This window comes from Spirillospora sp. NPDC049024 (assembly GCF_040649235.1).
Classification (GTDB): domain Bacteria; phylum Actinomycetota; class Actinomycetes; order Streptosporangiales; family Streptosporangiaceae; genus Spirillospora.
The window spans coordinates 490,419-513,173 of the sequence record NZ_JBEZFD010000001.1; the positions used below are offsets into that span (position 1 = coordinate 490,419).

Sequence of the window (22,755 nt, forward strand, 5' to 3'; positions counted from 1 at the left end):
TGGCTCCTTCTACAGGTCAGTGTCATTCTGGGGGGACGACCCCCCAGGCCCCCCGGCGGCTTCGCCGAGGTCACTGGGCGCGGCCAGATGGCCGGTGACGGCGGTCGCGGCGGCGACGGCGGGCGACACCAGGTGCGTGCGCCCGCCCGGCCCCTGCCGGCCCTCGAAGTTGCGGTTGGACGTGGAGGCGCTGCGCTCGCCGGGCGTGAGCTTGTCGGGGTTCATCGCCAGGCACATCGAGCAGCCGGCCTCGCGCCACTCGGCGCCGGAGGCGGAGATGACCGCGTCCAGGCCCTCCTTCTCCGCCTGCTTCTTGACCTCCATGGAGCCGGGGACGACCAGCATCCGGACGCCGTCGGCGACCTTGCGGCCCTCCAGCACGGCCGCGACGGCGCGCAGGTCCTCGATGCGGCCGTTGGTGCAGGAGCCGACGAAGACGGTGTCGACCGCGATGTCGCGCAGCGGCGTCCCGGCGGTCAGGCCCATGTACTCCAGCGCGCGCTCGGCCGACTGGCGCTGGACCGGGTCGTCGAAGGACGCGGGGTCGGGCACCGACTCGCCGAGCGGCAGGCCCTGGCCCGGGTTCGTCCCCCAGGTCACGAACGGCGTCAACCCGGCCGCGTCGATCACGACCTCCCGGTCGAAGACCGCGTCGTCGTCGGTGCGCAGGGACGTCCAGTACTCGACGGCCCGGTCCCAGTCCTCGCCCTGCGGGGCGTGCGGGCGGCCCTTGAGGTAGGCGAAGGTGGTCTCGTCGGGGGCGATCATCCCGGCGCGGGCGCCGGCCTCGATGGACATGTTGCAGACCGTCATGCGGCCCTCCATCGACAGCGACCGGACGGCCTCGCCGCGGTACTCGACGATGTGGCCCTGGCCGCCGCCGGTGCCGATCCGGGCGATGATCGCGAGAATCAGGTCCTTGGCGGTCACGCCCTCGGGCAGCGCGCCCTCGACCGTGACGGCCATCGTCTTCGGGCGGATCTGCGGCAGCGTCTGCGTGGCGAGGACGTGCTCGACCTCGCTGGTGCCGATCCCGAACGCGAGGGCGCCGAACGCGCCGTGCGTGGAGGTGTGCGAGTCGCCGCACACGACGGTCATGCCGGGCTGGGTCAGGCCGAGCTGCGGGCCGATGACGTGCACGATGCCCTGGCCGTCGTCGCCCATCGGGTGCAGCCGGATGCCGAAGTCGGAGCAGTTCTTGCGCAGCGTCTCGACCTGGGTGCGCGACACCGGGTCGGCGATCGGCTTGAGCAGGTCGGTGGTCGGGACGTTGTGGTCCTCGGTGGCGATCGTCAGGTCGGGGCGGCGGACCTGGCGGCCCGCCATCCGCAGCCCGTCGAACGCCTGCGGGCTCGTGACCTCGTGGACGAGGTGCAGGTCGATGTAGAGGAGGTCGGGTTCGCCCTCGGCGCGCCGTACGACGTGCGCGTCGTACACCTTCTCGGCCAGTGTTCGGCCCATCACTCCACCTCACCTGTGCTGGTCGTCGGCGCGTCGGCGCGCCGTGGTCCCGGTCACCTCGACTTGCATCTCAAATTACGAGACGGCAATATCAAGACATGGACAACTCTAGCGGAGTCGGCGTACTTGACAAAGCGGTGCTCGTACTGAACGCGCTGGAGGCCGGCCCGGCCTCGCTCGCCCAGCTCGTCCAGACGACGGGGCTGGCCCGCCCCACCGCCCACCGGCTGGCCGTCGCGCTGGAGCACCACCGCCTCGTCCACCGCGACACGCAGGGGCGCTTCATCCTCGGTCCGCGGCTGGCCGAGCTCGCGGTCGCGGCAGGGGAAGACCGCCTGCTCGCGATCGCACAGCCCATCCTGGCGCAACTCCGCGACCACACCGGCGAGAGCGCGTCGCTGTTCCGCCGCCAGGGGGACGTCCGGGTCTGCGTGGCCGCCGCCGAGCGCACCAGCGGCCTGCGCGACACCATCCCGGTCGGCGCGGCGCTGCCGATGACGGCGGGGTCGGCCGCGCAGATCCTGCTCGCCTGGGAGGAGCCCGACCGGCTGCACCGCGGGCTGCGCGGCGCCAAGTTCGAGGCCACGACGCTGGCGTCCGTGCGGCGCAGGGGCTGGGCGCAGAGCGTCGGCGAGCGCGAGCAGGGCGTCGGGTCGGTCTCGGCCCCGATCCGCGGCGCCGGCGGACGGGTGATCGCCGCCGTCTCGGTGTCCGGTCCCCTGGAGCGGCTCACCCGCTCCCCCGGACGGCTGCACGCCGCGCCGGTCGCCGCCGCCGCCGAGAAGATCTCCGAGGGCATGCGCCGCACGGCGTCCTGATCGCCCGTCCTGATCGCCCGTCCTGATCCGGCCGTGTCGCGAATCACCACAAGCCGGACGGACATCGGCGTGTGCCCGTCTCCGCCCGTCCGACCTCGCTAGCGTTGGCCTCCGGTCAAGGGGGTGCAACGTGCAGATCTCCGAGCTCAGCGACCGGAGCGGCCTCACGGTCCAGACGATCAAGTTCTACATCCGGGAGGGCCTGCTGCCGAAGGGCTCGATGGTGAGCGCGACGCGGTCGGAGTACGACGTGCGGCACCTGGAGCGGCTCCGGCTGATCAGCGCGCTGCGCGAGGTGGGCGACCTGCCGATCTCGGCGATCCAGGAGATCATCGGCGCCGTCGACGACGACCGCGTCGGCATGCACGAGCTGTTCGCCACCACGCAGCACGCGGTCGGCCCGCACGTCGCCGCCCCGCACGACCCGCACTGGCGGGCCGCCCGCGAGGACGTCGACGCCCTCGTCCGCGAACTCGACTGGCACGTCGGCGACCGCGCCCCCGCCCGCGACCTGCTGGCGCACGCGTTCGTGGCGCTGCGCCGGCTCGGCTTCCCGATCACCCTCAAGGACCTGCGCCCCTACGTGAAGGCGGCCGCCGAGGTCGCCGAGCACGAGATCGGGCGGGTCGGCGAGGGCGCCCCGCGGGCCCGGACCGTCCATTCCCTGCTCGTCTCCACCATCCTCTACGAGCAGGTCCTCACGGCCCTGCACAGGCTGGCCCAGGAGGACGCCTCGGCACGCCGGTTCGGCACGCCGCCGCGACCGTGACCGCCCCTCCCACCAGGCATTTCCGGGATAGTCAGTCGGAATTACCATTCATGCCCCGACTGAAGCCCCGAAATTAGGAAATTCACGTCCTCGCCTAATATGAAAGGCGATGACCGCGACACGATCTCCGAAGTCCTCCGGCAGGTGGACCGACCGCCTTCTCGCCGAGGGCAGTGACCCCGACCCGCGCTTCACCATGGCCAACGAGCGCACGTTCCTGGCCTGGATCCGCACGGCACTGGCGCTGGTCGCGGGCGGGATCGCCCTCGCGCTGGCCCGCGAGCTGATCGACTCGCCGCTCCGGCAGGGCCTCGCGGTCGCCTTCGCCGGGAGCGGCGCCCTGGTCGCGGTGCTCGCGTTCCGCCGGTGGCTGCGCATCGAGCGCGCCCTGCGCCGCGCCGAGACGCTGCCGCCGCCCGCGCTGGCCCCGGTCATCTCCTACGGGCTGGCGGTCTGCGCGGTCGTCCTGCTGGTCGTCGTCCTGGTGACCCGGTGAGGCTCCAGGACCCGGGCGCGCAGCCGGAGCGGACGGCGCTGGCGTGGTCGCGCACCACGCTGTCGCTGATCGGCGCGGGGCTGCTGTGCGTGCGGCTCGCCCCGTCGGCGACGGGCACGGTCCTCGCGGCGGCGGTCGTGTGCGGCGGGGCCGCGCTGATGTTCCGCCGCACCCGGATGAGCTTCCACCACCGGCGCCTCCCGTCCCGGACGGGCGCCGCCGACCCCGCCTCGATCCTGATGACGACGGGTCTGGCGGTGCTGCTGGCGGCGGTCGCCGCCGCCTTCGCGTTCTGAGGCATGCGTTCCCCGCATGGCTGAGGTGCGAAGTCTTCGCTGGTGACATGACCGTTCGGCGCCTAGCGTCGATCGCGCCATGACACGAATCGCCTTTCTCGGACTGGGACGCATGGGCGTCCCGATGGCCCGCCGGCTCGCCGCCGCCGGGCACGACCTGACCGTCTGGAACCGCACGCCCGCCCGGGCCGCGCCGCTCGCCGGGTCCGGCGCCGCCGTCCGCGGCACGCCCGCCGAGGCGGTCCGGGACCGCGAGCTGGTCGTCACGATGCTCACCGACGCGGCCGCCGTCGAGGACGTGCTGTTCGGCCCGGACGGCGCCGTCCCCGCCCTGCCGCCCGGCGCCGTGATCGCCGACATGTCGACGATCGGGCCGGACGCCGTCCACCGCGTCCGGAGCCGGCTGCCCGACGGGATCGGGTACGTCGACGCGCCCGTCTCCGGGAGCGTCCCGCACGCGGAGGCGGGCGAGCTGGTGATCCTCGCCGGCGCCGCGCAGGACGATCTCGCCCGCTGCGCCGGCGCGCTGGCGGCCCTCGGGGAGGTCCGGCACGTCGGCCCGCCCGGCTCGGGCGCGGCGCTCAAGCTGGTGGTGAACGGAGCCCTCGTCGGGAGCTTCGCCGTCCTCGGCGAGGCGCTGGCCGTGGCCGACCGGCTCGGCGTCGACTCCGGTCTCGCCCTCGACGCGCTGGCGCGCATCAGCCCCCAGGCCCGCCGCCTCAAGGAGCACACCGGCGGCGAGCCGCCGCGCTTCACGCTCGCGCTGGCGGCCAAGGACATCGGCCTGGCCCTGGACGGCTCCCCGCCCGCGGGCGTCCTCTCCGCCGTCAGGGCGCGGACGGACGCAGCGCTCGCCGCCGGGCTGGGCGGCCACGACCTCGTCGCACTCACCGACCACATCAGAAGGACCCCAGCGATGCGCCTCACGCTCGGCAACCCCGAAACCGTTCCGGCTCCGCCGAACCCCGCCTACTCCCACACCGCGTACGTGACCCAGGGCCCGATGCTGTACGTGTCGGGGCAGATCGCCCTGGGCGAGGACGGCCAGGTGGACAAGCCCGGCGACATGACCCGCCAGTCGGAGGTGATCCTCTCGCTGCTGGAGCGGATCCTCGCCGCGCACGGGGCGGGCTTCGGCGACGTGGTCAACATCCGGACGTTCATCACCGACATGGACCGGCTGCGGGAGTACGGCGCCGTCCGCAGGCGGTACTTCACCGGCCCGCCGCCGACCAGCACGACCGTCGAGGTGTCCCGCCTGTTCCACCCCGACGCCCTGCTGGAGGTGGAGATCGTCGCAGCGGTGCCCTAGGGCCTCGGCTCCCCGGCCCCGTCGCCGGGGCGCAGGTCCTCGGCCACTTCGCGCAGGTCCGCAAGGAACGCGGTGACGGCCGGGGACCTGCGCGCGTGGCGGCCGACCGCGGCGTAGACGGCGCGGCGCGGCTGGTCGGACGCCACGGCGCGCAGCACGACACCGTCCCGCGCCAGGGCGGACGCCGCCAGCGCCGGGACGAGCGTGACGCCGAAGCCCTCGGCGACCAGCCCCAGCTTGGAGATCCACTCCGCGACCCGCAGCGGCGTCCGCGGCACGAACCCGGCGGCCTCGCACCGGGTGCGCAGCGCCGCGATCGCCTCCGGGTCGTCGGCGACGATCCACGGCTCGTCCGCCAGCTCGGCGAACGGGACGCGCTCGCGACCGGCGAGCCGGTGGCCGCTCGGCAGTGCGACGAGCAGCGCGTCGTCCAGCAGCGCCACCAGGCCGTCGGCGGCGATCGAGGGGACCTTGTGCGTGCTGACCAGCGCGATGTCGAGGTCGCCCGCCTCCAGCATCGGCAGCAGGCGGTCGGTGGTGCCCTCGCGGAGCAGCGGCTGGACGCCGGGGTGCCGGGCCCGGAACCGGGCGAGCGCGCGGGGGACGAGCGCGGCGTTGGCGGTGGCGAACGCGCCGAGCCGCAGGGTCCCGGTGTCGAGCCGGCGCAGCCCGTCGAGCGCGCGGGCGGTGTCGGCGAGCCGCTCGAGGAGTCCGCGCGCGTGCGGGAGCAGGTACTCCCCGGCGGGCGTCGGCCGCACGCCCCGGGCGCCCCGCGCGAACAACTCCACCCCGCAGACGTCCTCCAGGGTCGCGATCTGCCGCGAAACGGCGGACTGGGTATAGCCTTCCGCGGCCGCGGCGGCGGTGAAGGAGCCCAGGTCGGCGACGGCCACGAAGGTCCGCAGCAGGACGGGGTCGAGGGCTTCGGCACGCACTCCCCGGAGCATACGGGCACCGCCGCGAGGGGGAGCGCGGATAGCATCGCCGCATGGTCGAGAGCCGTCCGTTCGTCAGTCTGGCGACCGATTTCGGTGCCGCCTACACCGCGATCTGCGCGGGGGTCGTCTACTCGATCGCCCCGGCGGCGAACGTGCTCGTGCTCAGCGACGAGATCACCCCGTACGGCGTCCGCGAGGGCGCGATGCTGCTGCGCCAGGCGCTGCCGTACCTGCCGGTCGGCGTGCACGTCGGCATCGTCGACCCGGGGGTCGGCACCCCCCGGCTGCCCGTCGCGATCGAGACCGGGCGGGGGGACGTGCTGGTCGGGCCCGACAACGGCCTGCTCGTCCCGGCCGCGGCGAAGCTGGGCGGCGCCGTCCGGGCGCATGCGCTGGAGAACCCCGCCTACCGGCTGCCCGAGGTGTCGACCTCGTTCCACGGCCGCGACGTCTTCTCCCCCGCCGCCGCCCACATCGCCTCCGGGGTCGCCGTGGCCGACCTCGGCGCGCCGGTGGAGCCGCAGCCGCTGGACGTCCCGCCGCCCTCGGTGAGCGGCGGGGAGTTGACGGCCCCCGTGCTGTACACCGACCGCTTCGGCAGCCTCGTCCTCGGCGCCGAGCGCACGGACCTGGCGGCGGCGTTCGGCGAGCTCGCCCCGGGCACCCCGCTGGAGGTCACGTGGTCCGGGACCGCCTCCGGCACGCTGCGCGTGACGTTCGAGGAGACCTTCGGCGGCGTCGCGGTCGGGGCCCCGCTGCTGTGGATCGACTCGTCCGGCTGGCTGGGCCTGGCGGTGAACCAGGGTTCCGCGCGGGAGACCTTCGGGTTGGCGGACGTGCGGTCCCTCACCCTCCGCACCGCCGCCGACCGGATTGCGGAAGACTGATCGGCGTGGAAGATCTCGACGTCGTCGCGTGGATCCAGGTCTCGGACGGCCGGATGCTCGCCGTCCGCTCCCGGGGCCGCGACCTGCTGTACCTGCCCGGCGGGAAGCGTGAGCCGGGAGAGGACGACTGGTCGGCCCTGTCCCGTGAGGTCCGCGAGGAGCTGGACCTCGAACTGGACCGGACGTCCTTCCGGGAGCTGGGCGTCATCCGGGCGCCGGCCCACGACCAGCCCGACTTCGCCCACGTCCGCATGGCGTGCTTCACCGCCGCCTACCGGGGCGCGATGGCCGCGGCGGGCGAGGTGGACGAGTACGTCTACGTGGGGCGCGGCGAACGGCACCTGCTCGCGCCGGCCGCGCAGGCGGCCCTCGACCTCGCCGAGGAGCACGGCCTGCTCGCCTGATCGACCTTCGGATCCCGCGTCCCGCGACTTTGGTCGCCGCGGCATGGTCCGGTGGCCGCTGCCCTGGCGGCCCGTCCCGGGAAGGCTCGGGGACGGGCGGCTCGACCAGCGAGGGGCAGACATGTCAGACAAGACCGGGCCACAGAAGACCGGGGCCCAGATGATCACGGCGCGGATCAGCCGCAGGGCGGTGCTCGCCGGGACGGCCGCGGCCGCCGTGTCCGGGGCGGCCGTCGTCGCCTGGGACGCGATGACCGGCACCGCGGACGCGGCACTCGCGCGCGGGCGGCGGCTGCCGCAGCACGGCGTCAACTACGACACCGAACGCGAGGTGTGGAAGCCCGCGTACGTGCGGCGCGAGATCCGGGCGATCCGCCGCGACCTGCACTGCAACGCGATCATCCTGCTCGGCTCCGACCTGCGGCGCCTCATGCTCGCGGCGCGCTGCGCGGCACGGGAGGGCATGTTCGTGTGGTTCGAGGCCCGCCAGTTCGACCGGGACGCGCGGACCACGCTGAAGTTCCTCGCCGCCGTCGCGAAGGCGGCCGAAGGGCTCCGCCGCACCCACCCCGGCGTCGGCATCTCGGTGGGCTGCGAGCTGACGATCTTCATGGCCGGGCTGGTGCCCGGCAAGGACTGGAGGGAGCGGGCCGCCAACCTCGGAACCCCGGCGGGCGAGGGTTGCAACGAGCGGCTGAACGCGTTCCTCGCACGGGCGCTCAAGACGGTCCGGCCCCTGTTCGGAGGCCGCCTCACCTACACCTCCGGCGTCTGGGAGGAGGTCGCCTGGCGCGGCTTCGACGTCGTGGGCGTCGACCTGTACCGGGACGAGACGAACGAGGCGACCTACGCCCAGGAGGTCCGGGCCCTGCACCGGTTCGGCAAGCCCGTCGTCATCACCGAGTTCGGGTGCTGCACGTACCGGGGCGCGGACAAGCGCGGCGGCGACGGGTTCGACATCGTCGACTGGTCGCAGGACCCGCCCGCCATCCCGCCCGGGTTCGTCCGGGACGAGCGGACGCAGGCCCGCTACATCTCCGAGCTGCTGGACGTCTACGAGGCCGAGGGCGTGCACGGCGCGTTCGTCTACGACTTCATCGAGCCCGACGGCCCCTACTCCCCCGACCCCGCCAGGGACCTCGACATGGCCGGGTTCTCCCTGGTCAAGGTGCTCCCTCCCGAGACGGGCCTCGGCTACGAGAAGACCGGCCACTTCGAGCCGAAGCTCGCGTTCCGCACCCTCGCCCGCCGCTACGCCCCTTAGGCGTTCTCGGGGGGCTCCCCTACGCCGGGGGCGGTACGCGGCCAGGGCGGCTGTGATCGGCGAGTCGTAGCACAGGTGCCGCTGTACGGCCGATGCCCGGCCGCGTGCCGTACCCGCAGCATCATGGACATGACGAACACGACGCAGACCATCACTCGCCCCGACGCCCCCGTCCATCCCCACGGCGGTCCGCCGAAGCTCTCGCCCGCGGAGCTGCGCGCCGCGCAGACCGAGACCCTGCAAGGCCCGCGCCTGAAGCACGGCCTCCTGGCCCGGATGCTGTTCAAGCAGATGGACCTGGTCTACGGCCGCGAGCGCACGCTCGTGAAGTTCACGATGCTGGAGTTCATCGCCCGCGTCCCCTACCAGGCGTGGGAGCGGATGGGCTACCTGTCGCTGTCGCGGCACCGCCGGCGCTCCGCGCTCGCCACGCGGGTGTACGAGCGGATCGTCGAGACCCGCGAGGAGCAGGACAACGAGCAGTGGCACCTGCTGATCCTGCAGGACATCGTCCAGCGGGACGGCCTGAAGCAGTCGTTCGTGCTGCACCGGCTGGCGCCGTGGCTCGTGGCGTTCTTCTACTACCACGTGTCGTGGCTGCTGTTCCTGCTGCGGCCCGAGATGAGCTACCGGCTCAACGCGGACTTCGAGGACCACGCGGAGCACGAGTACATGGCGTACGTCGCCGAGCACCCCGAACTGGAGCACGCCCCCGCGCCCACGACCTACGCCGCCCAGTACGGGCACCACGCGTCGCTGGCCGACCTGCTCCGCCAGATCGGCCACGACGAGCGGGTCCACAAGCTCGACAGCCTGGTCAACATGCGGGCTCCCCGGTTCCAGGACTGACGGTGCCGGAACGCCTGGCAGCGGCCGGGTCAGGAGGCGGCGAGGGCGGCGCCGCCGGCGATGCCAAGGGCCAGGGAGAGCAGCGCGGCGGCGGTGGCGACCGCGGTGGCCGCCGCGGTGGCGCCGGACGCCCGGCGCGGCGCGCCGGACGGGCGGCGGAACAGCGGGACGATCCAGCGCAGGTAGTAGAAGACGCTGGCGACGCTGTTCACGGCGGCGACCACCGCGAGCCACGTGTAGCCGCCGTCCAGCGCGGCGCCGAACATCAGGACCTTCCCGACGAACACGGCGGTCGGCGGCGTCCCGACGAAGCCGAGCAGGCAGACGACGAGGGACAGCCCGAGGGGCGGGGAGGCGCGCAGCAGCCCGGCGTACCCGGCCAGGTCGTCGCGGCCGGCGGCGAGCACGACCGCGAAGGCGCCGAGGTTCGTCACCGCGTAGGCGGCGAGGAAGTACAGGAGCGCGGGGCGGGCCAGGTCGGTGCGCCCCGCCATCGCGACCGGGACGAGCAGGTAGCCCGCCTGGCTCACGGTCGAGTACGCCAGCAGGCGCCGGACGTTGTCCTGCCCGAACGCGGCGAGGTTGCCGAGCGTCATCGTCGCCGCCGCGATCACGGCGAGGAGGGCGGGCCAGCCGGCCGGGGCGGTCTCGGCGCCGAACCGGTAGAGGGCGGCGAACGCGCCGATCTTGGGGACGGTGGTGACGAACGCCGCGACGGCGGGCGGGGCGCCCTCGGTCACGTCCGGCACCCAGTAGTGGCCCGGGACGGCGCCCGCCTTGAACAGCAGCCCGGCGAGGAGCGCGACGAGGCCCGCCGCGACCGCCGCCGCGGGCGCGTCCGCGAGCCCGGCCCGCAGCACCGGGTACGCGGTGCCGCGCCCCACTCCGGACAGCAGCGCCACGCCGCCGAGCATGAGCACGCCCAGCAGCGCGCCCATCAGGTAGTACTTCAGCGCGGCCTCGGTCCCGGGCGCGTCCTTGCCGAACCCGGCGAGCGCGTAGGCGGGGATGCTCACCAGCAGGTAGGCGGCGACCAGGACCAGCAGGTCGGACGAGGCGCCGAGCATGATGGTCCCGAGCGCGGACAGCAGAAGCAGGACGTAGTGCTCGCTCTCGCGCGGGTGGTCGCGGACCTGCCCGGCCGCCAGCAGGACGACGGCGAGCGTCGAGCCGAGCACGGTGATCCGGGTGACGTGCGTGATCGCGTCGACGGAGAAGGAGTCGAAGGCCATGAGGGCGGGACGGTCCGCCGCGGCCCCCGCGAAGGCCAGCCCCGCGACGAGCCCGGCCGAGCAGACCGCCGCGACCGGCCACTGCCGCACCCGGGGCAGGAACATCCCGGCGACCAGCCCCGCGACGGCCGCGGCCAGCACGCACAGTTCGGGGGCGAGGTCGGCGGGGTTCTCGTTCATCAGCGGCCGACCAGCCCGACGACGGCCGCCGACAGCGGCTCGATCGTGTCGAGCAGCACGCGCGGCGCGACGCCGATGAGCAGCGACAGCGCCAGCAGCGGGACGAGCGCGGCCAGTTCGGGGTGCCGCAGGTCGGTGACCAGCGGGGTCAGCTCGCCGGGCGGCCCGACCACGGCGCGGTGCAGGACGCGCAGGAAAAGGGCGGCCGTGACCAGGATGCCGGTGACGGCCAGGGAGCCGATGACGGCCGTCGCCGCCGTGCCGCTCCCGATCGTCCCGGCGAAGATCTGGAACTCGGCGACGAACCCGGACAGGCCCGGCAGCCCGAGCGAGGCGAACGCGGCCACCGAGGTCAGCGCGGCGAAGACGGGCGCGCCGCGCGCGATCCCGCCGAACCGCCCGAGGTCGTAGCTGCCCGCCCGGTCGTACAGGACGCCGCACAGCAGGAACAGCGCGCCGGTGACGAGGCCGTGGCTGACCATCTGCGTGACCGCGCCGGTGACGGCGAGCCGCCGCGCGTCGGCGTCGCCGGCGGCGTACCCGGCCGCGCCCAACGCGAGGACGATGTAGCCCATGTGGTTGACGGACGTGTACGCGACGAGACGCTTGACGTCGTCCTGCGCCAGCGCGACCAAGGCCCCGTAGAGGACGCCGACCAGTCCCACGATGAGGAACACGAGGGCGTAGCGGCGCCAGGCGTCCGGGAGCATCGGCATGGCGATCCGGACGAGCCCGTAGGTGCCCATCTTCAGCATGACCCCGGCGAGGATCGCCGACCCGGCGGCGGGCGCGTCGACGTGCGCGGGCGGCAGCCAGGAGTGGAACGGCACGACCGGCGTCTTGATGCCGAGGCCGATCCCGACGGCGAGGAGCGTCAGTGCCGCCGGCCCGCTCCGTCCGGCCAGCGGCGGGGTGCGGGTCAGCTCGACCATGTCGAACGTGTGGGGGTCGGCTCCCAGGTAGAGGCCGATGAACCCGAGCAGCAGGACGAGCGACCCCAGGAACGTGTAGAGGAAGAACGTCAGCGCCGACCGCGACCGGTCCCCGTGCCCCCACAGCAGGATCACGAAGTACATGCCGACGATCGACAGGTCGAAGAAGACGAAGAACAGCAGCAGGTCGAGGGCCGCGAACAGCCCCAGGCACACGGTCTCCAGGAAGAGGAACAGGATCGCGAAGGCCCGCACCCGGTGCGTGTGCCGCAGCGAGTACACGGCGCACGCCGCGAACAGGACGACGGTCAGTGCCAGCAGCGGCAGCGACAGGCCGTCCACGCCGACGTGGTAACCGGCCCGGACGGACGGGATCCACCGCACGTTCGTCTCGTACGCGATCCCGCCGCCGGTGCCGTGCGCGACCCACATCCCGATGACGAGGGCGAGGTCCAGGACGGTGACGCCGATCCACGTGTACGGGACGGCGCGGCGCGGGACGGCGGGCAGCACGAGCGCGACCGCCAGCGGAAGGAAGATCACCAGATTCAGCAAGGGCTCACCCGACCAGGACGGCGACGACGACGAGCACCGCGAGCACCACCGCGGCCTGGGCGTAGTACATGTGGACCTGTCCGGTCTGCGGGCGACGCGCGAGGGCGCCCAGCCCCCGGGCCGCGCGCCCGACCGCGGCGACGAGGCCGTCCACCCGGAGCTCGACGCGCCGCCCGGCCAGCCCGGCGACCGCCTGGCCGCCGCGTGCGACGCCCTGGACCGCGCCGTGGACGACCCGGTCGTCGAAGCGGGCCAGCGCCCGCGCGGCGGCGAACGCCGGACGGACCGCCACGGCCTCCGCGGCGCGGCCGACCACCCGGTCGTCGAAGCGGGCCAGCGCCCGCGCGGCGGCGAACGCCGGACGGACCGCCACGGCCGACGCGGCGCTCTCCAGCCAGAGCCAGTTCACCGCCCACCCGGGTTCCGGGATCCGCCGGACGGCCATGACCGAGCCCACGGTGACCACGGCGAGGACACCGGAGAGCGCGACCAGCCACGGGTCGGGCCCGCTCTCGTCCGGCACGCCGAGCATCCGCCGCCAGGCGTCCGCGACCGGGGGGACGCCGAGAACTCCGAGCACGGCCGCCGCGAAGGCCAGCACGACCAGCGGCGCCTGCTGCGGGAACGGCACCCGGAAGGCGCCGCCTCCGGCCGGGCGGAACGCGGCGAGCAGCGCTTTCGCGGCATAGGCGGCCGACAGGACGGAGGCGGCGAGCCCCACCGCGAGGAGTGCGGGCGAGCCGCCGACGCCGGCGAGGACCTCGTCCTTGGTGACCCACAACGACAGCGGCGGGACACCGGCCAGCGCGAGCGCCCCGGCGCCGAACGCCGCGCCGACCGTCCGGTGGCGCCGCGCCGCGCCTTGCAGCGCGTCCAATCGCCGCGTTCCGAGCACGCCCAGCCACACGCCCGCGCAGAGGAACAGGAGGCTCTTCACCGCGGCGTGCGCGACGAGCTGCGCCGTCCCGCCGCCCACCGCACCGGCGCCCGCACCGAGAACCATGAACCCGATCTGCGAGCACGTGGACGCGGCGAGAAGCTGTTTCAGGTCGCGCTGCGCAAGCGCGACGGCACCGAGGACCAGCGCGGTCACCGCCCCGGCCCAGCACACGAGCGTGGCCGCCCAACCGGTCGCGGCCAGCAGCGGATGGACGCGCATCAGCAGGTACGCCCCGGCGGCGACCATCGTGGCCGAGTGCAGGAGCGCCGACACCGGGCTCGGGCCGTCCATGGCGCGCGACAGCCAGAACGAGAACGGGAGCTGCGCCGACTTCCCGAGAGCCGACACCACGAGCCCGGCGGCGATCAGGTCCCGCCAGGGGGCGCCGGCCGCGGCGAGGTCGTCCAGGCGCAGGGAGTGGGCGCCGGCGACCGCGAAGCCCGCCGCCGCGTAGAGGCCCATGTCGGCGGCGCGGGTGGTCAGGAACGCGACGCCGGCCGACCGGACCCGCCGCGCGTCCGACCACTCGTAACCGATGAGCGCGTACGACATCGCGCCCATGACCTCCCAGCCCATCAGCAGCAGCACCAGGTCGGTCGCCGTCACCGTGACGGCCATCGCCGCCGCGAACAGCAGCATCAGGCCGTGGAAGCGGGCGCCGTACCCTTCCGCCGCCGCGAAGGCGAGGACCGCCGCCAGGACCGCGGCGAGCGTCACGAGGAGGACGGCGGACAGCCCGTCGACCGCCAGCCCGCCCGGCCACCCGGGAAGGAACGCGCCCTGGCCCGGTCCGCTCATCCCTTGAGATCTCCCGCGTCGTCGGTCATGTCCACGTCGCGGGCCCGGAACAGGGCGGTGACGACGGCGAACCCCATCGCCATCTCCAGCGCCATCACCGTGATCGCGACGAGGACGAGCACCTGCCCGTCCGCCATGCCGGGCGACACCCAGAACCAGAACGCGGCCGCGGCGACCACGATCCCGTTGATCATGAGTTCGAGGCCCATCATCAGCATCACGATCGACTGCTGCGACAGCGCCCCGAACAGCCCGACGCAGAACAGCGCGGCCGCGAGCAGCAGGAACGCCTCCAGCGTCATCGCGCACCGTGCCCGTCGTCGCGCGGGTCGTAGCGGCCCCGGTGCGCCGCCAGCACCACCGACGCGATCATGGTGGCCAGGATGGCGACGCCGATCACCATCATGACCGGCATCTTCGGCCCCATGATCGCCTCACCGAGCGCCACCGTGGGATCGCGCGGCGCGCGGCCCGCCCGCTCCGGCCAGGGGACGGTGAGGACTCCCGCGGCCAGGGCCGCGAACGCGGCGCCGGAGATGGCGAGCGCGCCGCGCTTGTTGTGCAGCATCGTCATCGGCATCAGCCCGCCCGGGTTCATCATGTACATGACCATGAAGACCGCCATCACCAGCATCTCCATGATCATCATGAGGACGACCAGCACGCCGAGGTAGTGCAGGTCGATCAGGAGCAGCTCGCCGCCGACGCACAGGAACGACGCCAGCAGCGCGAACGTCGCCCGCGCCATCGAGTCGACGACGAACACGGTGACGCCCGCCCCGACGGCGGCGATGGCCAGCACCCAGAACGCGACGGCCTCCACAGCGCTCCCTCCTCACGCGGTCCATGCGCGACTCCCCACACGCGCCCCTCCCGCACACCCCCTCATACGACGACGATCGCGACGACGAGCATTTGCAGCACAGAGGCCGGGATCAGGACCGTCCACGCCACGGTCATGGCGCGGTCCATGCGCAGCACCGGCAGGCGCTGCCGCGTCCAGACCAGCAGGGCCAGGACGGCGCACGTCTTCAGCAGCGACCACAGCCACGCCGGCAGGAGCGGCCCCGCACCGCCGCCGAGGAAAAGCGGGACCGCGACGGCCGAGGCCACCGCCAGCAGCCCGTAGCGTCCCGCCAGGAAGACGAGCCGGTCGGGCCCGGACAACTCGGCCAGCACGCCGCCGGCGACGTCGTCGCCCAACGGATGGTCGAACGGACCCCAGAACGCCATCGCCGCCGCCGAGACCAGGTAGACGGCGAACGCGACCGGCATCCAGACCGCGAACCACAGACCGTCCTGCGCCTGCCCGATGGCGCGCAGGTCGAGCGAGTGCGCGGCGAGCCCGGCGGTGATGAGCGCGAACATGTGCGGCAGCTCGTAGGCGAGCCCCTGCGCGAGGAACCGGTAGCCGCCGACCAGGCCGAACGCCGAGTTGACGCCCCAGCCCGCGAGCCACACCGACCCCCAGGCGGCGACCTCCATCGCGTTGAACCAGACCACGCCGATCCGCGTCCCGACCGCGACGCGGTCGCCGAGCGGCACCACCAGCGCCGCCAGCGCCGCCGCGACCGGCAGCGACACGACCCCGATCCTGGTGAGCAGCACGTCGGCCCTCGCCGTGACGCGCCGCTGCGTCGTCAGCAGCCGCGCGGCCTCGCGGAACGGCTCGGCCGGGCGCCCGGCGAACGCGCCGCCGAGCGACGCCGCCGCCACCGCGAGGACGCCGAGGACCAGCACCTCAACCATCGGCGACCGCCCCGAGATCGGGATCCAGGCTCGCGACGATCAACCGGGCCCGGGCCAGTTCCGCCCCCTGGAGGAGCACCGGCAGGACGGCGGCCGTCTCGTCCCAGCTCTGGCGCGGCCGGACGGGGCGTCCCTCCAGGGCCGCGCCGATGTCGCGCAGCCAGCCGTCCATCCGGTCCTTCACGAAGCCCCGCGTCATCCAGGCCAGCGCGCGCGATCGCCCGACCATCCGGGCGAACGACGCGAACCGCCGCACCAGCACGTCGTCGGAAGCACGCTCCAGCGCCTCGTCCCGCAGCACGGCCGCGCGCTCTCCGGCCGCCTCCCAGCCCGCCACGCGCAGGAGCCGGGAGAGGCTGTCGAGACGGGACGCGGCCTGGCGCTCCTCCGTCCAGAACGTTCCGCCGCCGGTGTCGACCGCGGTGACCTCGGCCGCCTGGACGAGGTCCCCCTGCAACGTCAGGTCCACGCGCAACCCCGCGGGCCAGTACGACAGGACGGGGCCGAGCGGCACGTGCAGGACGTCCAGCTTCAGGCCGTCCCGGTCGTCGGCGCGGTCGGCCATGTCGGCCTCCAGGTCCAGGGCGGGGCGCGGGTCCCCGGGTTCCCCGTCCAGGTCGGGGGCCGCGGCGCGGACGCGCGGCTCGGGCATGTCGCGCCAGACCACGTCGATGGCCTCGGTCAGCGCGGGCCCGGGGTTCCCGCACACCACCAGCATCCCGGTCTCGGCGGGCGACAGGGCGGGACGCCACCGGCGGCCTCGCAGCGCGCGTTCGACCGCGAGGCGGTCGCGCGCGCCGTCCGCAGCCGAGACGACGAACGGGCGCGGCACCGCGAACCGCCTCAGGCCGGGGGACCGTGTCAGGCCCATCGGAACACCCCCTCCCGCCACGCGTAGAGGACGCCGACCAGCAGGAGCGCCAGGAAGGCGAACATCTCCACGACCGCCTTGACGCCGATCGACGCGACGACGAGCGCCCACGGGTACATGAAGACCATCTCCATGTCGAAGGCGAGGAAGACCATCGACACCGTGTACCAGCGCACGTGGTAGCGCGACACCGCGTGCTCGGCCGGGCGCGCCCCCGACAGGAACGGCCCGCTCTCGAACGCGCGGGGCGCCGCCGCGGACGAGACGGCGTAGACCCCGGCGACCAGGGCCGCCACCAGCCCGAGAACCGAGAGGACGGCGGCGAACGGCGGCATTGCCCCTCCGGGGTACGGGTCACCTGCTAGTCGCCCTTTACCTGATCGGTCCCCCGGTGAAACATCGTCCGGCCCGGCCGTTCCGCCGCCGGAACGGCCGGGGCCCCGGGTCAGGCGTGGCGGACGCGGTCGGCCTCGGCGGCGGCGAGGATCATCTCGTCCACGACCCAGCGGGCCTCCGGGGACAGGTCGACCAGGGCTCGCAGCACCTCGGGCCGGATGATGCCCTGCTCGACGTCCCGGCGCAGGGCCTTGAGCGTGAGGTCCTCGCCGATGGGCTCGGACTCGCCGGCGAAGCCGAAGTAGCCGATCGGCACGCCGAAGAACGTGGCGAGCGCCGTCAGCGTCTTCAGCTGCGGGTTCTCCTGCCGCCCGGTGCGCAGCTTCCACACGGTGGTGGAGGAGATGTCCTCACCGGTGGCGCGCGCGATGGCGGCGGCCGTCTCCACGTTGTTGCGCGGCGGGTCCGCGTCCGCCGGCCAGAGATTCTGGATCAGCCACTCGACCTTCTCGGCGAGCGACGCTCCCGGCGGCACCTCATCCGCATGACGCTGCATTCGGCTCCCACTCCCCCCATCGCCAGCGATTTAAGTTGACCACATCCTCGTTCGTCAGCCAAGGACATGCGTCCGGACGGGACGGCGGGGCCCCCGAGCCGGGCACCGGCTCCCCCGGCCGCGGCGGGTCGTCCTCGGAAGCCGGCGACGGGAAATTGGCCCTGAAATTCACACGGACCTTCGACCCGCCGAGGGGTCCGCTTCCGTTTCCCGTCGCCGCGAACCGCCAAGGACATCCATTTTCATTACGCCAAGAAATCCAATATGAACCGCATTATTTAATCCGGCATTCACGACAAAAGTGCCAACACCCTCTCGCGTGAACCACCATCCGGCAATGGCCTCGGACAACTCCGCCGGCGCGGCCTTACAACGGCACATGATGCCAGGTAACACCCAAAGTCAGGAGAGGATTCCCGCATAAATACCCCACCGGCGAAGCGTTGATCGTCAATGATTCCCACCCCCGCCGCCTGCGCGGATGGGACCTCTCCGGCACACTGGGCAAGTGGGGCGGCGATGCCAGACGGGGCGAAGCCGGTCGACTGCCCTCCACGCGCGGCCGAATCCTCAATTCCAGTTCTTCGGCAACGCCTATTCCACTAGCATGTTGTTCACTCGCTCACGGGGACTGGGAATGCCCCGCCGGGCCAAGGGGTTTTCAAGGACGCGGAGGGGCGGTCGGGGGGGCCGCCCCTCTCGCATGCCCGGCGCCGGCCGAGACGAGCACCCGGGCCGCACCGGGCGGGCTAGAGACTGGTGACCAGGGTCTCGGCGAACCGGCGGATGGCGCCCTCGTCCCGCTTGTAGAAGTGCCAGGCGCCCATCTTCTGCCGGGTGACGAGGCCGGCCTGATGCAGGATCTTCAGATGCGCCGAGACGGTCGGCTGCGACATGCCCGCCCGCTCCTGGATGGTCGACACGCACACGCCTTCGACGTCGAAGTCGCCGACCGCCTGGTGGCCGAAGTTCGCGGCGGGGTCCCTGAGCCACTGGAGGATCTCCAGCCGTGCGCGGTTGGAGAGGGCACGCAGCACATCGACCTCGATCCCCTGCACCACGTCGCTCATGAGGCCAGGGTAGCCGCAGCCCCAGGGGGCGCCGGCACGCGCGGGACGGCGCCCCGGCGGCCACACGCCGAGTCATATTTGAATTTAGCTATATGACGATGTAACTTCCTCCGGGCGTCCTCCTGCGGGGTGGCGCACGCACCGCACCGCGGTCCGGCCCCGGACCGGCGGCCATCGACAGCAGGGAGCACGCCGATGAAGATCGGAATTCTGGGCACCGGGCGCATGGGGACGAGGCTGGCGGCGATGTACGCCCGCGCGGGCCACCAGGTCGTGCTCGGATCCCGCGACACCGCCCGCGCCCGGCGCATCGCCGCGGGCCTCGCCCTCCCGGGCCTCGCCGGCGGCGACTACGACCAGGCCTTGGACGCGCCCGTCGTCCTGCCCGCCATCTTCCTGCGCGACGGCCTGCTGACCCGGCTGGAACCGTTGCGCGCGGCACTCGCGGACAAGATCCTCATCGACATCACCAACCCGTTCAACGCCGACTACAGCGACTTCATCACCCCCTGGAACACCAGCGGCGCCGAGCAGATCGCCGCGACGCTGCCCGGCACCCGCGTCGTCGGCGCCTTCAAGAACGTGTGGTGGGAGGTCTTCGACGCGCCGGACTTCGACGGGCTCACCAGCGACGTCTATGTCGTCTCCGACGACGAGGACGCCAAGAAGCAGGTCATCGCGCTCGGCGAGGGGACGCCGTTCCGCTACGTCGACGCGGGCCGGCTGAGCAACGCCCGCACCGTCGAGCGGATGACGCTGCTCAGCGGTGAGCTGGGCACCCGCCTCGGCTTCTTCCCCCGGATGAACTACACGCTGCTCGGGCGGCCATGGCGGCCCGGCCAGGCGGACGACACCGTCGGTGCGCTGATCGCCCGAGCCGAGGGCGGCGCCGAGTGAGCGCCGTGGCCGAGCGCCTGCGGGCGGCCGGACTGCGCCTTCCCGAACCGCCCAGGCCGCTCGGACGATACGTCCCCGCCGTGGCGGCCTCCGGCCTGCTGTTCCTCAGCGGGATGCTGCCGCTACGCGACGGAGAGCCCGTCATGTCGGGACACCTCGGACAGGAGCTCGACACGGCGGCCGGCCGTGAGGCCGCCCGGGTGGCGGCCCTCAACGCCCTCGCCGTGGCCGACGCCGAAACGGGCCTGGACTCGGTGACGCGCGTGGTGCGGCTCGCCGTGCACATCGCCTGCGATCCCGGGTTCCGCCACCACGCGGCCGTGGCGGACGGGGCGTCGGAGGTCTTCGACACCGCCTTCGCCCCCACCCGCCACAGCCGGCTCGTCTTCGGCTCGACGGCGCTGCCCGCCGGGATGCCGCTGGAACTCGAAGTCGTGCTGGAGGTAGGCACGGCATCGTCCTAACGTCCCGTCAGCCGTGGACGCGTGCAACGCGGATCTGCTGTCCGGGCACGAAGAGGCCGGTCTCCCACCTGGGAACCGGCCTCTGACCCGCCCGCCCCACAACGGCCATCCGGGTCAATTCGCGGACGGTTCGCGGGGTTCGGGGGCGTCGAGGCCGAGGGCGTGGTGCATCTGGTCGGCCATCCAGGCGGTGTACTCCTGCTCGCTCCAGCCCCGCGTCCGGACCAGGGAGCGGTAGTGGGACGGATCGTTGAACATCCACACGACGTCCACGGCGCGCTCACGATCGAGGCGGAGCCGCCCCGGGTCGACCGCCTCGATGCGGTCGATCACCATGGCGGCCCCGGCGCGCCGGTTGCGCTGCATCGTCTCCCACAGGCCGGCCGGCTCGGGGCCTTCGTCCGCGGCCCGGCGCGCCACCTCGAAGATCTCCGCGGCGCGCGCGCCGATGATGCGGCAGACCTCGGCGTAGGCGGTCAGGACCGCGACCGGCGTCGGCCCTTCCATCACCGGACGGAACCAGGGTCGCTCGGCGACCGGCACGGGCTCGTCGTCGCCCGCCAGCGCCTGGTCCACCACCTCGCGCAGCAGCGCGGCCTTGGAACCGAACGCGGCGAAGGCGGTCGGTCGCGCCACCGCGGCCTCCCTGGCGATGTCGGCGAGGGACGCGGCCGCGTAACCGCGGTCGACGAAGAGCCGCGCCGCCGCCGCGACGATCGCCTGCCGGGTCTGCCTGGCCCGCTGATCACGCAGCGGCGAGTCGTACCGGCGCCGCCCGCGGGCCGCCGTGCCGTCGTTGACGCCCATCACGCGGCATACTAGCGTGTTATTCAATAGACGTTGTCTCGTCAAATTGGAGGCGGCCATGGCGTCCGTCGTCCGTCCCTACGTCCTCGGGAGCGCCGAAGGGCAGGCGCTGTGGTTCCTCGGCAACCTCGTCACCGTCAAGGCCGCGGGCGCGCAGACCCGGGGCCGGCTCACCGTCGCGGAGTTCCTCCAACCGGCCGGCTTCGCCCCGCCGCTGCACCGGCACCTGGAGGAGGACGAGATGTTCCACGTCCTTTCCGGGACGGCCCGCTTCACGTGCGACGGGGAGGAGTTCACCGCCGGCCCGGGGGACTTCGTCCTCCTGCCGGTCGGACTGCCCCACACGTTCGTCGTCGGCTCCGACGAGCCCCTGCGCTGTCTGCAGATCACCACGCCGTCCGGCTTCGAGGAGTTCGCCGCGGAGGCCGGCGTCCCGGCCCGCGAGCGCCGGCTCCCCGAACCCGAGCCGGTCGACCCCGCGGCGCTCGGCCATGCCGCCGCACGCCACCGCATCGAGATCCTCGGCCCTCCGCCGACGGCCGGAGCGGGTTGACCCTGACGTCGCGGGAGGCTTGAGGATCGGGGCATGAGCGAATACGTCAGCCCCGTTCCCCTGCCGGCGTACGACGCGGCGCCGGCCGACATCTGCCGGGAGATCTACGGCATGCCGATGTTCGTCCGCGTGCCCACGCGGGACCTCGCCGCCTCGAAGGACTTCTGGATCCGGGGGCTCGGGTTCGTCGACCTGTTCTCCATCCCGGATCAGGTGGTCCATCTGCGACGCTGGGCGTTCCAGGACGTCCTCCTCGTCCCGGGCGAAGAGGGCGGAGAGGGCCCGATGAGCGTCAGCTTCGCGTGCGTCCCGGGCCAGCTCGATGAGATCATCGCTCGGTGCGAGGAGCTGGTGCCGGGTTGCACCGGCGGCCCCGTGGACATGCCGTGGAACTCCAGGGAGCTGACGATCAGCACCCCGGAGAACGCGCGGGTCGTGATGACGGCCGCCATGCCGATCGATCCGGACGGCCCGCAGGCCGCCTACCTGCGGGCGGGAGGAATCGAGGTGCCGCGCGCTTGAGGATCGACGTCCCCGAGGACCTCACCGTCGGGCGGGCCGCCGCGCTCGTCGGGGTGACCGTGAAGACGCTGCACCACTGGGACGCGGTCGGCCTCGTGCGTCCGAGCGGGCGCACGGCGGCCGGGTACCGGGTGTATTCGGGCGAGGACGTCGCCCGGATGCACCGGGTCCTCGTCTACCGGGAGCTGGGGCTGCCGCTCGCCGAGATCGGCCGGCTGCTCGACGACCCGGGCACGGACGCGCGCGACCATCTGCGCCGCCGGCGGGTGCAGCTCGCGGAGCGCATCGCCCGCCTGCAGGCGATGGCGTCGTCGGTCGACCGCCTGATGGAGGCGCTGGACACCGGGATGCCGCTGCCACCGGAGGAGCAGATCGCGATCTTCGGTGACGACTGGCGGCCCTCCCTGGTCGAGGAGGCCGGGGAGCGCTGGGGCGGCAGCGCGCAGTGGGCGCAGTACGCCGAGCGGGCGGCCGGGATGACGCCCGCCGACTGGAAGGAGCTCGCGGCGGAGACGGCCGCGCTGGAGGCCGACCTCGCCGCGGCGATGGGGGCCGGCGTCGAACCCGGGTCCGCCGGGGCGAACGTCCTCGCGGAACGGCACCGCGCCCTGCTCTCGCGGTATTTCGACTGCACGCACTCGATGCAGGTCTGCATCGGCCGGTCGTTCGGCGCCGATCCCCGCTTCGCCGAGCACTACGACGCGTCCGCGCCCGGTCTGGGCGCCTGGCTGCGCGAGGTGATCTTCGCGAACGCGCGGGCCCGCGGTGTGGACCCGCAGTCCGCGACGTGGGAGTGACC

The 22,755-nt window shown here is 73.4% G+C and carries 27 protein-coding genes; 14 read left to right on the forward strand and 13 right to left on the reverse strand.

What is annotated here, in order from left to right; all coding sequences use genetic code 11:
- Positions 1-9: 9 nt before the first annotated feature.
- The gene (gene leuC, locus AB0C21_RS02340) at positions 10-1,461 is read right to left on the reverse strand and encodes a 3-isopropylmalate dehydratase large subunit (RefSeq protein WP_500202269.1); all 1,452 of its coding nucleotides are present in this window, start codon (positions 1,459-1,461) and stop codon (positions 10-12) included.
- A gap of 98 nt (positions 1,462-1,559) precedes the next feature.
- Here leuC and AB0C21_RS02345 point away from each other — a divergent pair, with 98 nt between their 5' ends.
- From AB0C21_RS02345 to AB0C21_RS02365, 5 genes are all read left to right on the forward strand, one after another.
- Entirely contained in the window at positions 1,560-2,279 is a 720-nt protein-coding gene (locus AB0C21_RS02345) for an IclR family transcriptional regulator (RefSeq protein ID WP_141577631.1), read from the forward strand.
- Positions 2,280-2,409: 130 nt separating this feature from the next.
- Positions 2,410-3,048, forward strand: coding sequence for a MerR family transcriptional regulator (locus AB0C21_RS02350; RefSeq protein ID WP_500202270.1), 639 nt, complete (start codon positions 2,410-2,412; stop codon positions 3,046-3,048).
- A gap of 109 nt (positions 3,049-3,157) precedes the next feature.
- The gene (locus tag AB0C21_RS02355; RefSeq protein ID WP_149257849.1) at positions 3,158-3,544 is read left to right on the forward strand and encodes a YidH family protein; all 387 of its coding nucleotides are present in this window, start codon (positions 3,158-3,160) and stop codon (positions 3,542-3,544) included.
- On the forward strand, positions 3,541-3,840 hold the full coding sequence (locus tag AB0C21_RS02360) for a DUF202 domain-containing protein (RefSeq protein ID WP_149257850.1): 300 nt from the start codon (positions 3,541-3,543) through the stop codon (positions 3,838-3,840). Before AB0C21_RS02355 ends, AB0C21_RS02360 begins: the two co-directional genes overlap by 4 nt.
- Positions 3,841-3,919: 79 nt before the next feature.
- Positions 3,920-5,152 carry an NAD(P)-binding domain-containing protein gene (locus AB0C21_RS02365; protein WP_500202271.1) on the forward strand — a complete coding sequence of 411 codons (1,233 nt, stop codon included), beginning with the start codon at positions 3,920-3,922 and terminating at the stop codon, positions 5,150-5,152.
- Here the strand turns inward: AB0C21_RS02365 and AB0C21_RS02370 are convergent.
- On the reverse strand, positions 5,149-6,087 hold the full coding sequence (locus tag AB0C21_RS02370; RefSeq protein ID WP_500202272.1) for a LysR family transcriptional regulator: 939 nt from the start codon (positions 6,085-6,087) through the stop codon (positions 5,149-5,151). The genes AB0C21_RS02365 and AB0C21_RS02370 overlap by 4 nt on opposite strands.
- A 53-nt stretch (positions 6,088-6,140) precedes the next feature.
- On the opposite strand from AB0C21_RS02370, the gene AB0C21_RS02375 reads away from it, so the two are divergent.
- The 4 genes from AB0C21_RS02375 to AB0C21_RS02390 all read left to right on the forward strand — a co-directional run bounded on the left by AB0C21_RS02375 (position 6,141) and on the right by AB0C21_RS02390 (position 9,494).
- Positions 6,141-6,977 carry an SAM hydrolase/SAM-dependent halogenase family protein gene (locus tag AB0C21_RS02375; RefSeq protein WP_500202273.1) on the forward strand — a complete coding sequence of 279 codons (837 nt, stop codon included), beginning with the start codon at positions 6,141-6,143 and terminating at the stop codon, positions 6,975-6,977.
- Positions 6,978-6,982: 5 nt separating this feature from the next.
- Positions 6,983-7,381, forward strand: coding sequence for an NUDIX hydrolase (locus AB0C21_RS02380; RefSeq protein ID WP_149257854.1), 399 nt, complete (start codon positions 6,983-6,985; stop codon positions 7,379-7,381).
- A gap of 121 nt (positions 7,382-7,502) precedes the next feature.
- Positions 7,503-8,645 carry a glycoside hydrolase family 113 protein gene (locus AB0C21_RS02385; RefSeq protein WP_500202275.1) on the forward strand — a complete coding sequence of 381 codons (1,143 nt, stop codon included), beginning with the start codon at positions 7,503-7,505 and terminating at the stop codon, positions 8,643-8,645.
- Positions 8,646-8,774: 129 nt separating this feature from the next.
- Positions 8,775-9,494, forward strand: a complete 720-nt coding sequence (locus AB0C21_RS02390) for an alternative oxidase (protein WP_500202276.1) — start codon at positions 8,775-8,777, stop codon at positions 9,492-9,494.
- Between the two features lie 29 nt (positions 9,495-9,523).
- Here AB0C21_RS02390 and AB0C21_RS02395 read toward each other — a convergent pair whose 3' ends face one another.
- The 10 genes from AB0C21_RS02395 to AB0C21_RS02440 form a co-directional block, all read right to left on the reverse strand.
- Positions 9,524-10,906, reverse strand: coding sequence for an NADH-quinone oxidoreductase subunit N (locus tag AB0C21_RS02395; protein ID WP_500202277.1), 1,383 nt, complete (start codon positions 10,904-10,906; stop codon positions 9,524-9,526).
- Entirely contained in the window at positions 10,906-12,393 is a 1,488-nt protein-coding gene (locus AB0C21_RS02400; RefSeq protein WP_500202278.1) for a complex I subunit 4 family protein, read from the reverse strand. Before AB0C21_RS02400 ends, AB0C21_RS02395 begins: the two co-directional genes overlap by 1 nt.
- 4 nt (positions 12,394-12,397) lie before the next feature.
- Positions 12,398-14,131, reverse strand: a complete 1,734-nt coding sequence (locus tag AB0C21_RS02405; RefSeq protein WP_500202279.1) for a proton-conducting transporter transmembrane domain-containing protein — start codon at positions 14,129-14,131, stop codon at positions 12,398-12,400.
- Complete coding sequence (gene nuoK / locus AB0C21_RS02410; RefSeq protein ID WP_353821325.1) at positions 14,128-14,433, reverse strand: NADH-quinone oxidoreductase subunit NuoK; 306 nt, start codon at positions 14,431-14,433, stop codon at positions 14,128-14,130. Before nuoK ends, AB0C21_RS02405 begins: the two co-directional genes overlap by 4 nt.
- On the reverse strand, positions 14,430-14,954 hold the full coding sequence (locus AB0C21_RS02415; protein WP_500202280.1) for an NADH-quinone oxidoreductase subunit J family protein: 525 nt from the start codon (positions 14,952-14,954) through the stop codon (positions 14,430-14,432). The genes nuoK and AB0C21_RS02415 overlap by 4 nt, the downstream gene beginning before the upstream one ends.
- 62 nt (positions 14,955-15,016) lie before the next feature.
- Positions 15,017-15,880, reverse strand: coding sequence for a complex I subunit 1 family protein (locus tag AB0C21_RS02420; RefSeq protein WP_500202281.1), 864 nt, complete (start codon positions 15,878-15,880; stop codon positions 15,017-15,019).
- On the reverse strand, positions 15,873-16,751 hold the full coding sequence (locus AB0C21_RS02425; RefSeq protein ID WP_500202282.1) for a hypothetical protein: 879 nt from the start codon (positions 16,749-16,751) through the stop codon (positions 15,873-15,875). Before AB0C21_RS02425 ends, AB0C21_RS02420 begins: the two co-directional genes overlap by 8 nt.
- A complete protein-coding gene (locus AB0C21_RS02430) occupies positions 16,742-17,086 on the reverse strand; it encodes an NADH-quinone oxidoreductase subunit A (RefSeq protein ID WP_149257863.1) in 345 nt (114 codons plus the stop codon). Before AB0C21_RS02430 ends, AB0C21_RS02425 begins: the two co-directional genes overlap by 10 nt.
- Before the next feature lie 110 nt (positions 17,087-17,196).
- Complete coding sequence (locus AB0C21_RS02435; protein ID WP_500202283.1) at positions 17,197-17,643, reverse strand: hypothetical protein; 447 nt, start codon at positions 17,641-17,643, stop codon at positions 17,197-17,199.
- Positions 17,644-18,392: 749 nt separating this feature from the next.
- The gene (locus AB0C21_RS02440) at positions 18,393-18,713 is read right to left on the reverse strand and encodes an ArsR/SmtB family transcription factor (protein ID WP_149257864.1); all 321 of its coding nucleotides are present in this window, start codon (positions 18,711-18,713) and stop codon (positions 18,393-18,395) included.
- Between the two features lie 195 nt (positions 18,714-18,908).
- Here AB0C21_RS02440 and AB0C21_RS02445 point away from each other — a divergent pair, with 195 nt between their 5' ends.
- Together AB0C21_RS02445 and AB0C21_RS02450 are read left to right on the forward strand one after the other, a co-directional pair.
- The gene (locus tag AB0C21_RS02445) at positions 18,909-19,610 is read left to right on the forward strand and encodes an NADPH-dependent F420 reductase (RefSeq protein WP_500202284.1); all 702 of its coding nucleotides are present in this window, start codon (positions 18,909-18,911) and stop codon (positions 19,608-19,610) included.
- Positions 19,607-20,074: a RidA family protein gene (locus tag AB0C21_RS02450; RefSeq protein ID WP_500202285.1), complete on the forward strand. Its 468-nt coding sequence runs from the start codon at positions 19,607-19,609 to the stop codon at positions 20,072-20,074. The genes AB0C21_RS02445 and AB0C21_RS02450 overlap by 4 nt, the downstream gene beginning before the upstream one ends.
- A gap of 114 nt (positions 20,075-20,188) precedes the next feature.
- Here the strand turns inward: AB0C21_RS02450 and AB0C21_RS02455 are convergent, their stop codons facing one another.
- Positions 20,189-20,881: a TetR/AcrR family transcriptional regulator gene (locus AB0C21_RS02455; protein WP_500202286.1), complete on the reverse strand. Its 693-nt coding sequence runs from the start codon at positions 20,879-20,881 to the stop codon at positions 20,189-20,191.
- A gap of 58 nt (positions 20,882-20,939) precedes the next feature.
- Here AB0C21_RS02455 and AB0C21_RS02460 point away from each other — a divergent pair, with 58 nt between their 5' ends.
- The 3 genes from AB0C21_RS02460 to AB0C21_RS02470 are packed head-to-tail and all read left to right on the forward strand — an operon-like array spanning position 20,940 to position 22,753.
- Positions 20,940-21,434: a cupin domain-containing protein gene (locus tag AB0C21_RS02460; RefSeq protein ID WP_500202287.1), complete on the forward strand. Its 495-nt coding sequence runs from the start codon at positions 20,940-20,942 to the stop codon at positions 21,432-21,434.
- 33 nt (positions 21,435-21,467) lie between these two features.
- On the forward strand, positions 21,468-21,956 hold the full coding sequence (locus tag AB0C21_RS02465) for a VOC family protein (RefSeq protein WP_500202288.1): 489 nt from the start codon (positions 21,468-21,470) through the stop codon (positions 21,954-21,956).
- On the forward strand, positions 21,953-22,753 hold the full coding sequence (locus tag AB0C21_RS02470) for a MerR family transcriptional regulator (protein ID WP_500202289.1): 801 nt from the start codon (positions 21,953-21,955) through the stop codon (positions 22,751-22,753). Before AB0C21_RS02465 ends, AB0C21_RS02470 begins: the two co-directional genes overlap by 4 nt.
- The last annotated feature ends 2 nt before the right edge of the window (positions 22,754-22,755 follow it).

Bases quoted from the DNA above. Each gene is read 5' to 3' on its own strand.
- leuC (WP_500202269.1), bottom strand. From the start codon at position 1,461: ATGGGCCGAACACTGGCCGAGAAGGTGTACGACGCGCACGTCGTACGG.
- AB0C21_RS02345 (WP_141577631.1), top strand. From the start codon at position 1,560: ATGGACAACTCTAGCGGAGTCGGCGTACTTGACAAAGCGGTGCTCGTA.
- AB0C21_RS02355 (WP_149257849.1), top strand. From the start codon at position 3,158: ATGACCGCGACACGATCTCCGAAGTCCTCCGGCAGGTGGACCGACCGC.
- AB0C21_RS02365 (WP_500202271.1), top strand. From the start codon at position 3,920: ATGACACGAATCGCCTTTCTCGGACTGGGACGCATGGGCGTCCCGATG.
- AB0C21_RS02375 (WP_500202273.1), top strand. From the start codon at position 6,141: ATGGTCGAGAGCCGTCCGTTCGTCAGTCTGGCGACCGATTTCGGTGCC.
- AB0C21_RS02385 (WP_500202275.1), top strand. From the start codon at position 7,503: ATGTCAGACAAGACCGGGCCACAGAAGACCGGGGCCCAGATGATCACG.
- AB0C21_RS02390 (WP_500202276.1), top strand. From the start codon at position 8,775: ATGACGAACACGACGCAGACCATCACTCGCCCCGACGCCCCCGTCCAT.
- AB0C21_RS02395 (WP_500202277.1), bottom strand. From the start codon at position 10,906: ATGAACGAGAACCCCGCCGACCTCGCCCCCGAACTGTGCGTGCTGGCC.
- AB0C21_RS02405 (WP_500202279.1), bottom strand. From the start codon at position 14,131: ATGAGCGGACCGGGCCAGGGCGCGTTCCTTCCCGGGTGGCCGGGCGGG.
- nuoK (WP_353821325.1), bottom strand. From the start codon at position 14,433: ATGACGCTGGAGGCGTTCCTGCTGCTCGCGGCCGCGCTGTTCTGCGTC.
- AB0C21_RS02420 (WP_500202281.1), bottom strand. From the start codon at position 15,880: ATGGTTGAGGTGCTGGTCCTCGGCGTCCTCGCGGTGGCGGCGGCGTCG.
- AB0C21_RS02425 (WP_500202282.1), bottom strand. From the start codon at position 16,751: ATGGGCCTGACACGGTCCCCCGGCCTGAGGCGGTTCGCGGTGCCGCGC.
- AB0C21_RS02430 (WP_149257863.1), bottom strand. From the start codon at position 17,086: ATGCCGCCGTTCGCCGCCGTCCTCTCGGTTCTCGGGCTGGTGGCGGCC.
- AB0C21_RS02435 (WP_500202283.1), bottom strand. From the start codon at position 17,643: ATGCAGCGTCATGCGGATGAGGTGCCGCCGGGAGCGTCGCTCGCCGAG.
- AB0C21_RS02440 (WP_149257864.1), bottom strand. From the start codon at position 18,713: ATGAGCGACGTGGTGCAGGGGATCGAGGTCGATGTGCTGCGTGCCCTC.
- AB0C21_RS02445 (WP_500202284.1), top strand. From the start codon at position 18,909: ATGAAGATCGGAATTCTGGGCACCGGGCGCATGGGGACGAGGCTGGCG.
- AB0C21_RS02455 (WP_500202286.1), bottom strand. From the start codon at position 20,881: ATGGGCGTCAACGACGGCACGGCGGCCCGCGGGCGGCGCCGGTACGAC.
- AB0C21_RS02460 (WP_500202287.1), top strand. From the start codon at position 20,940: ATGGCGTCCGTCGTCCGTCCCTACGTCCTCGGGAGCGCCGAAGGGCAG.
- AB0C21_RS02465 (WP_500202288.1), top strand. From the start codon at position 21,468: ATGAGCGAATACGTCAGCCCCGTTCCCCTGCCGGCGTACGACGCGGCG.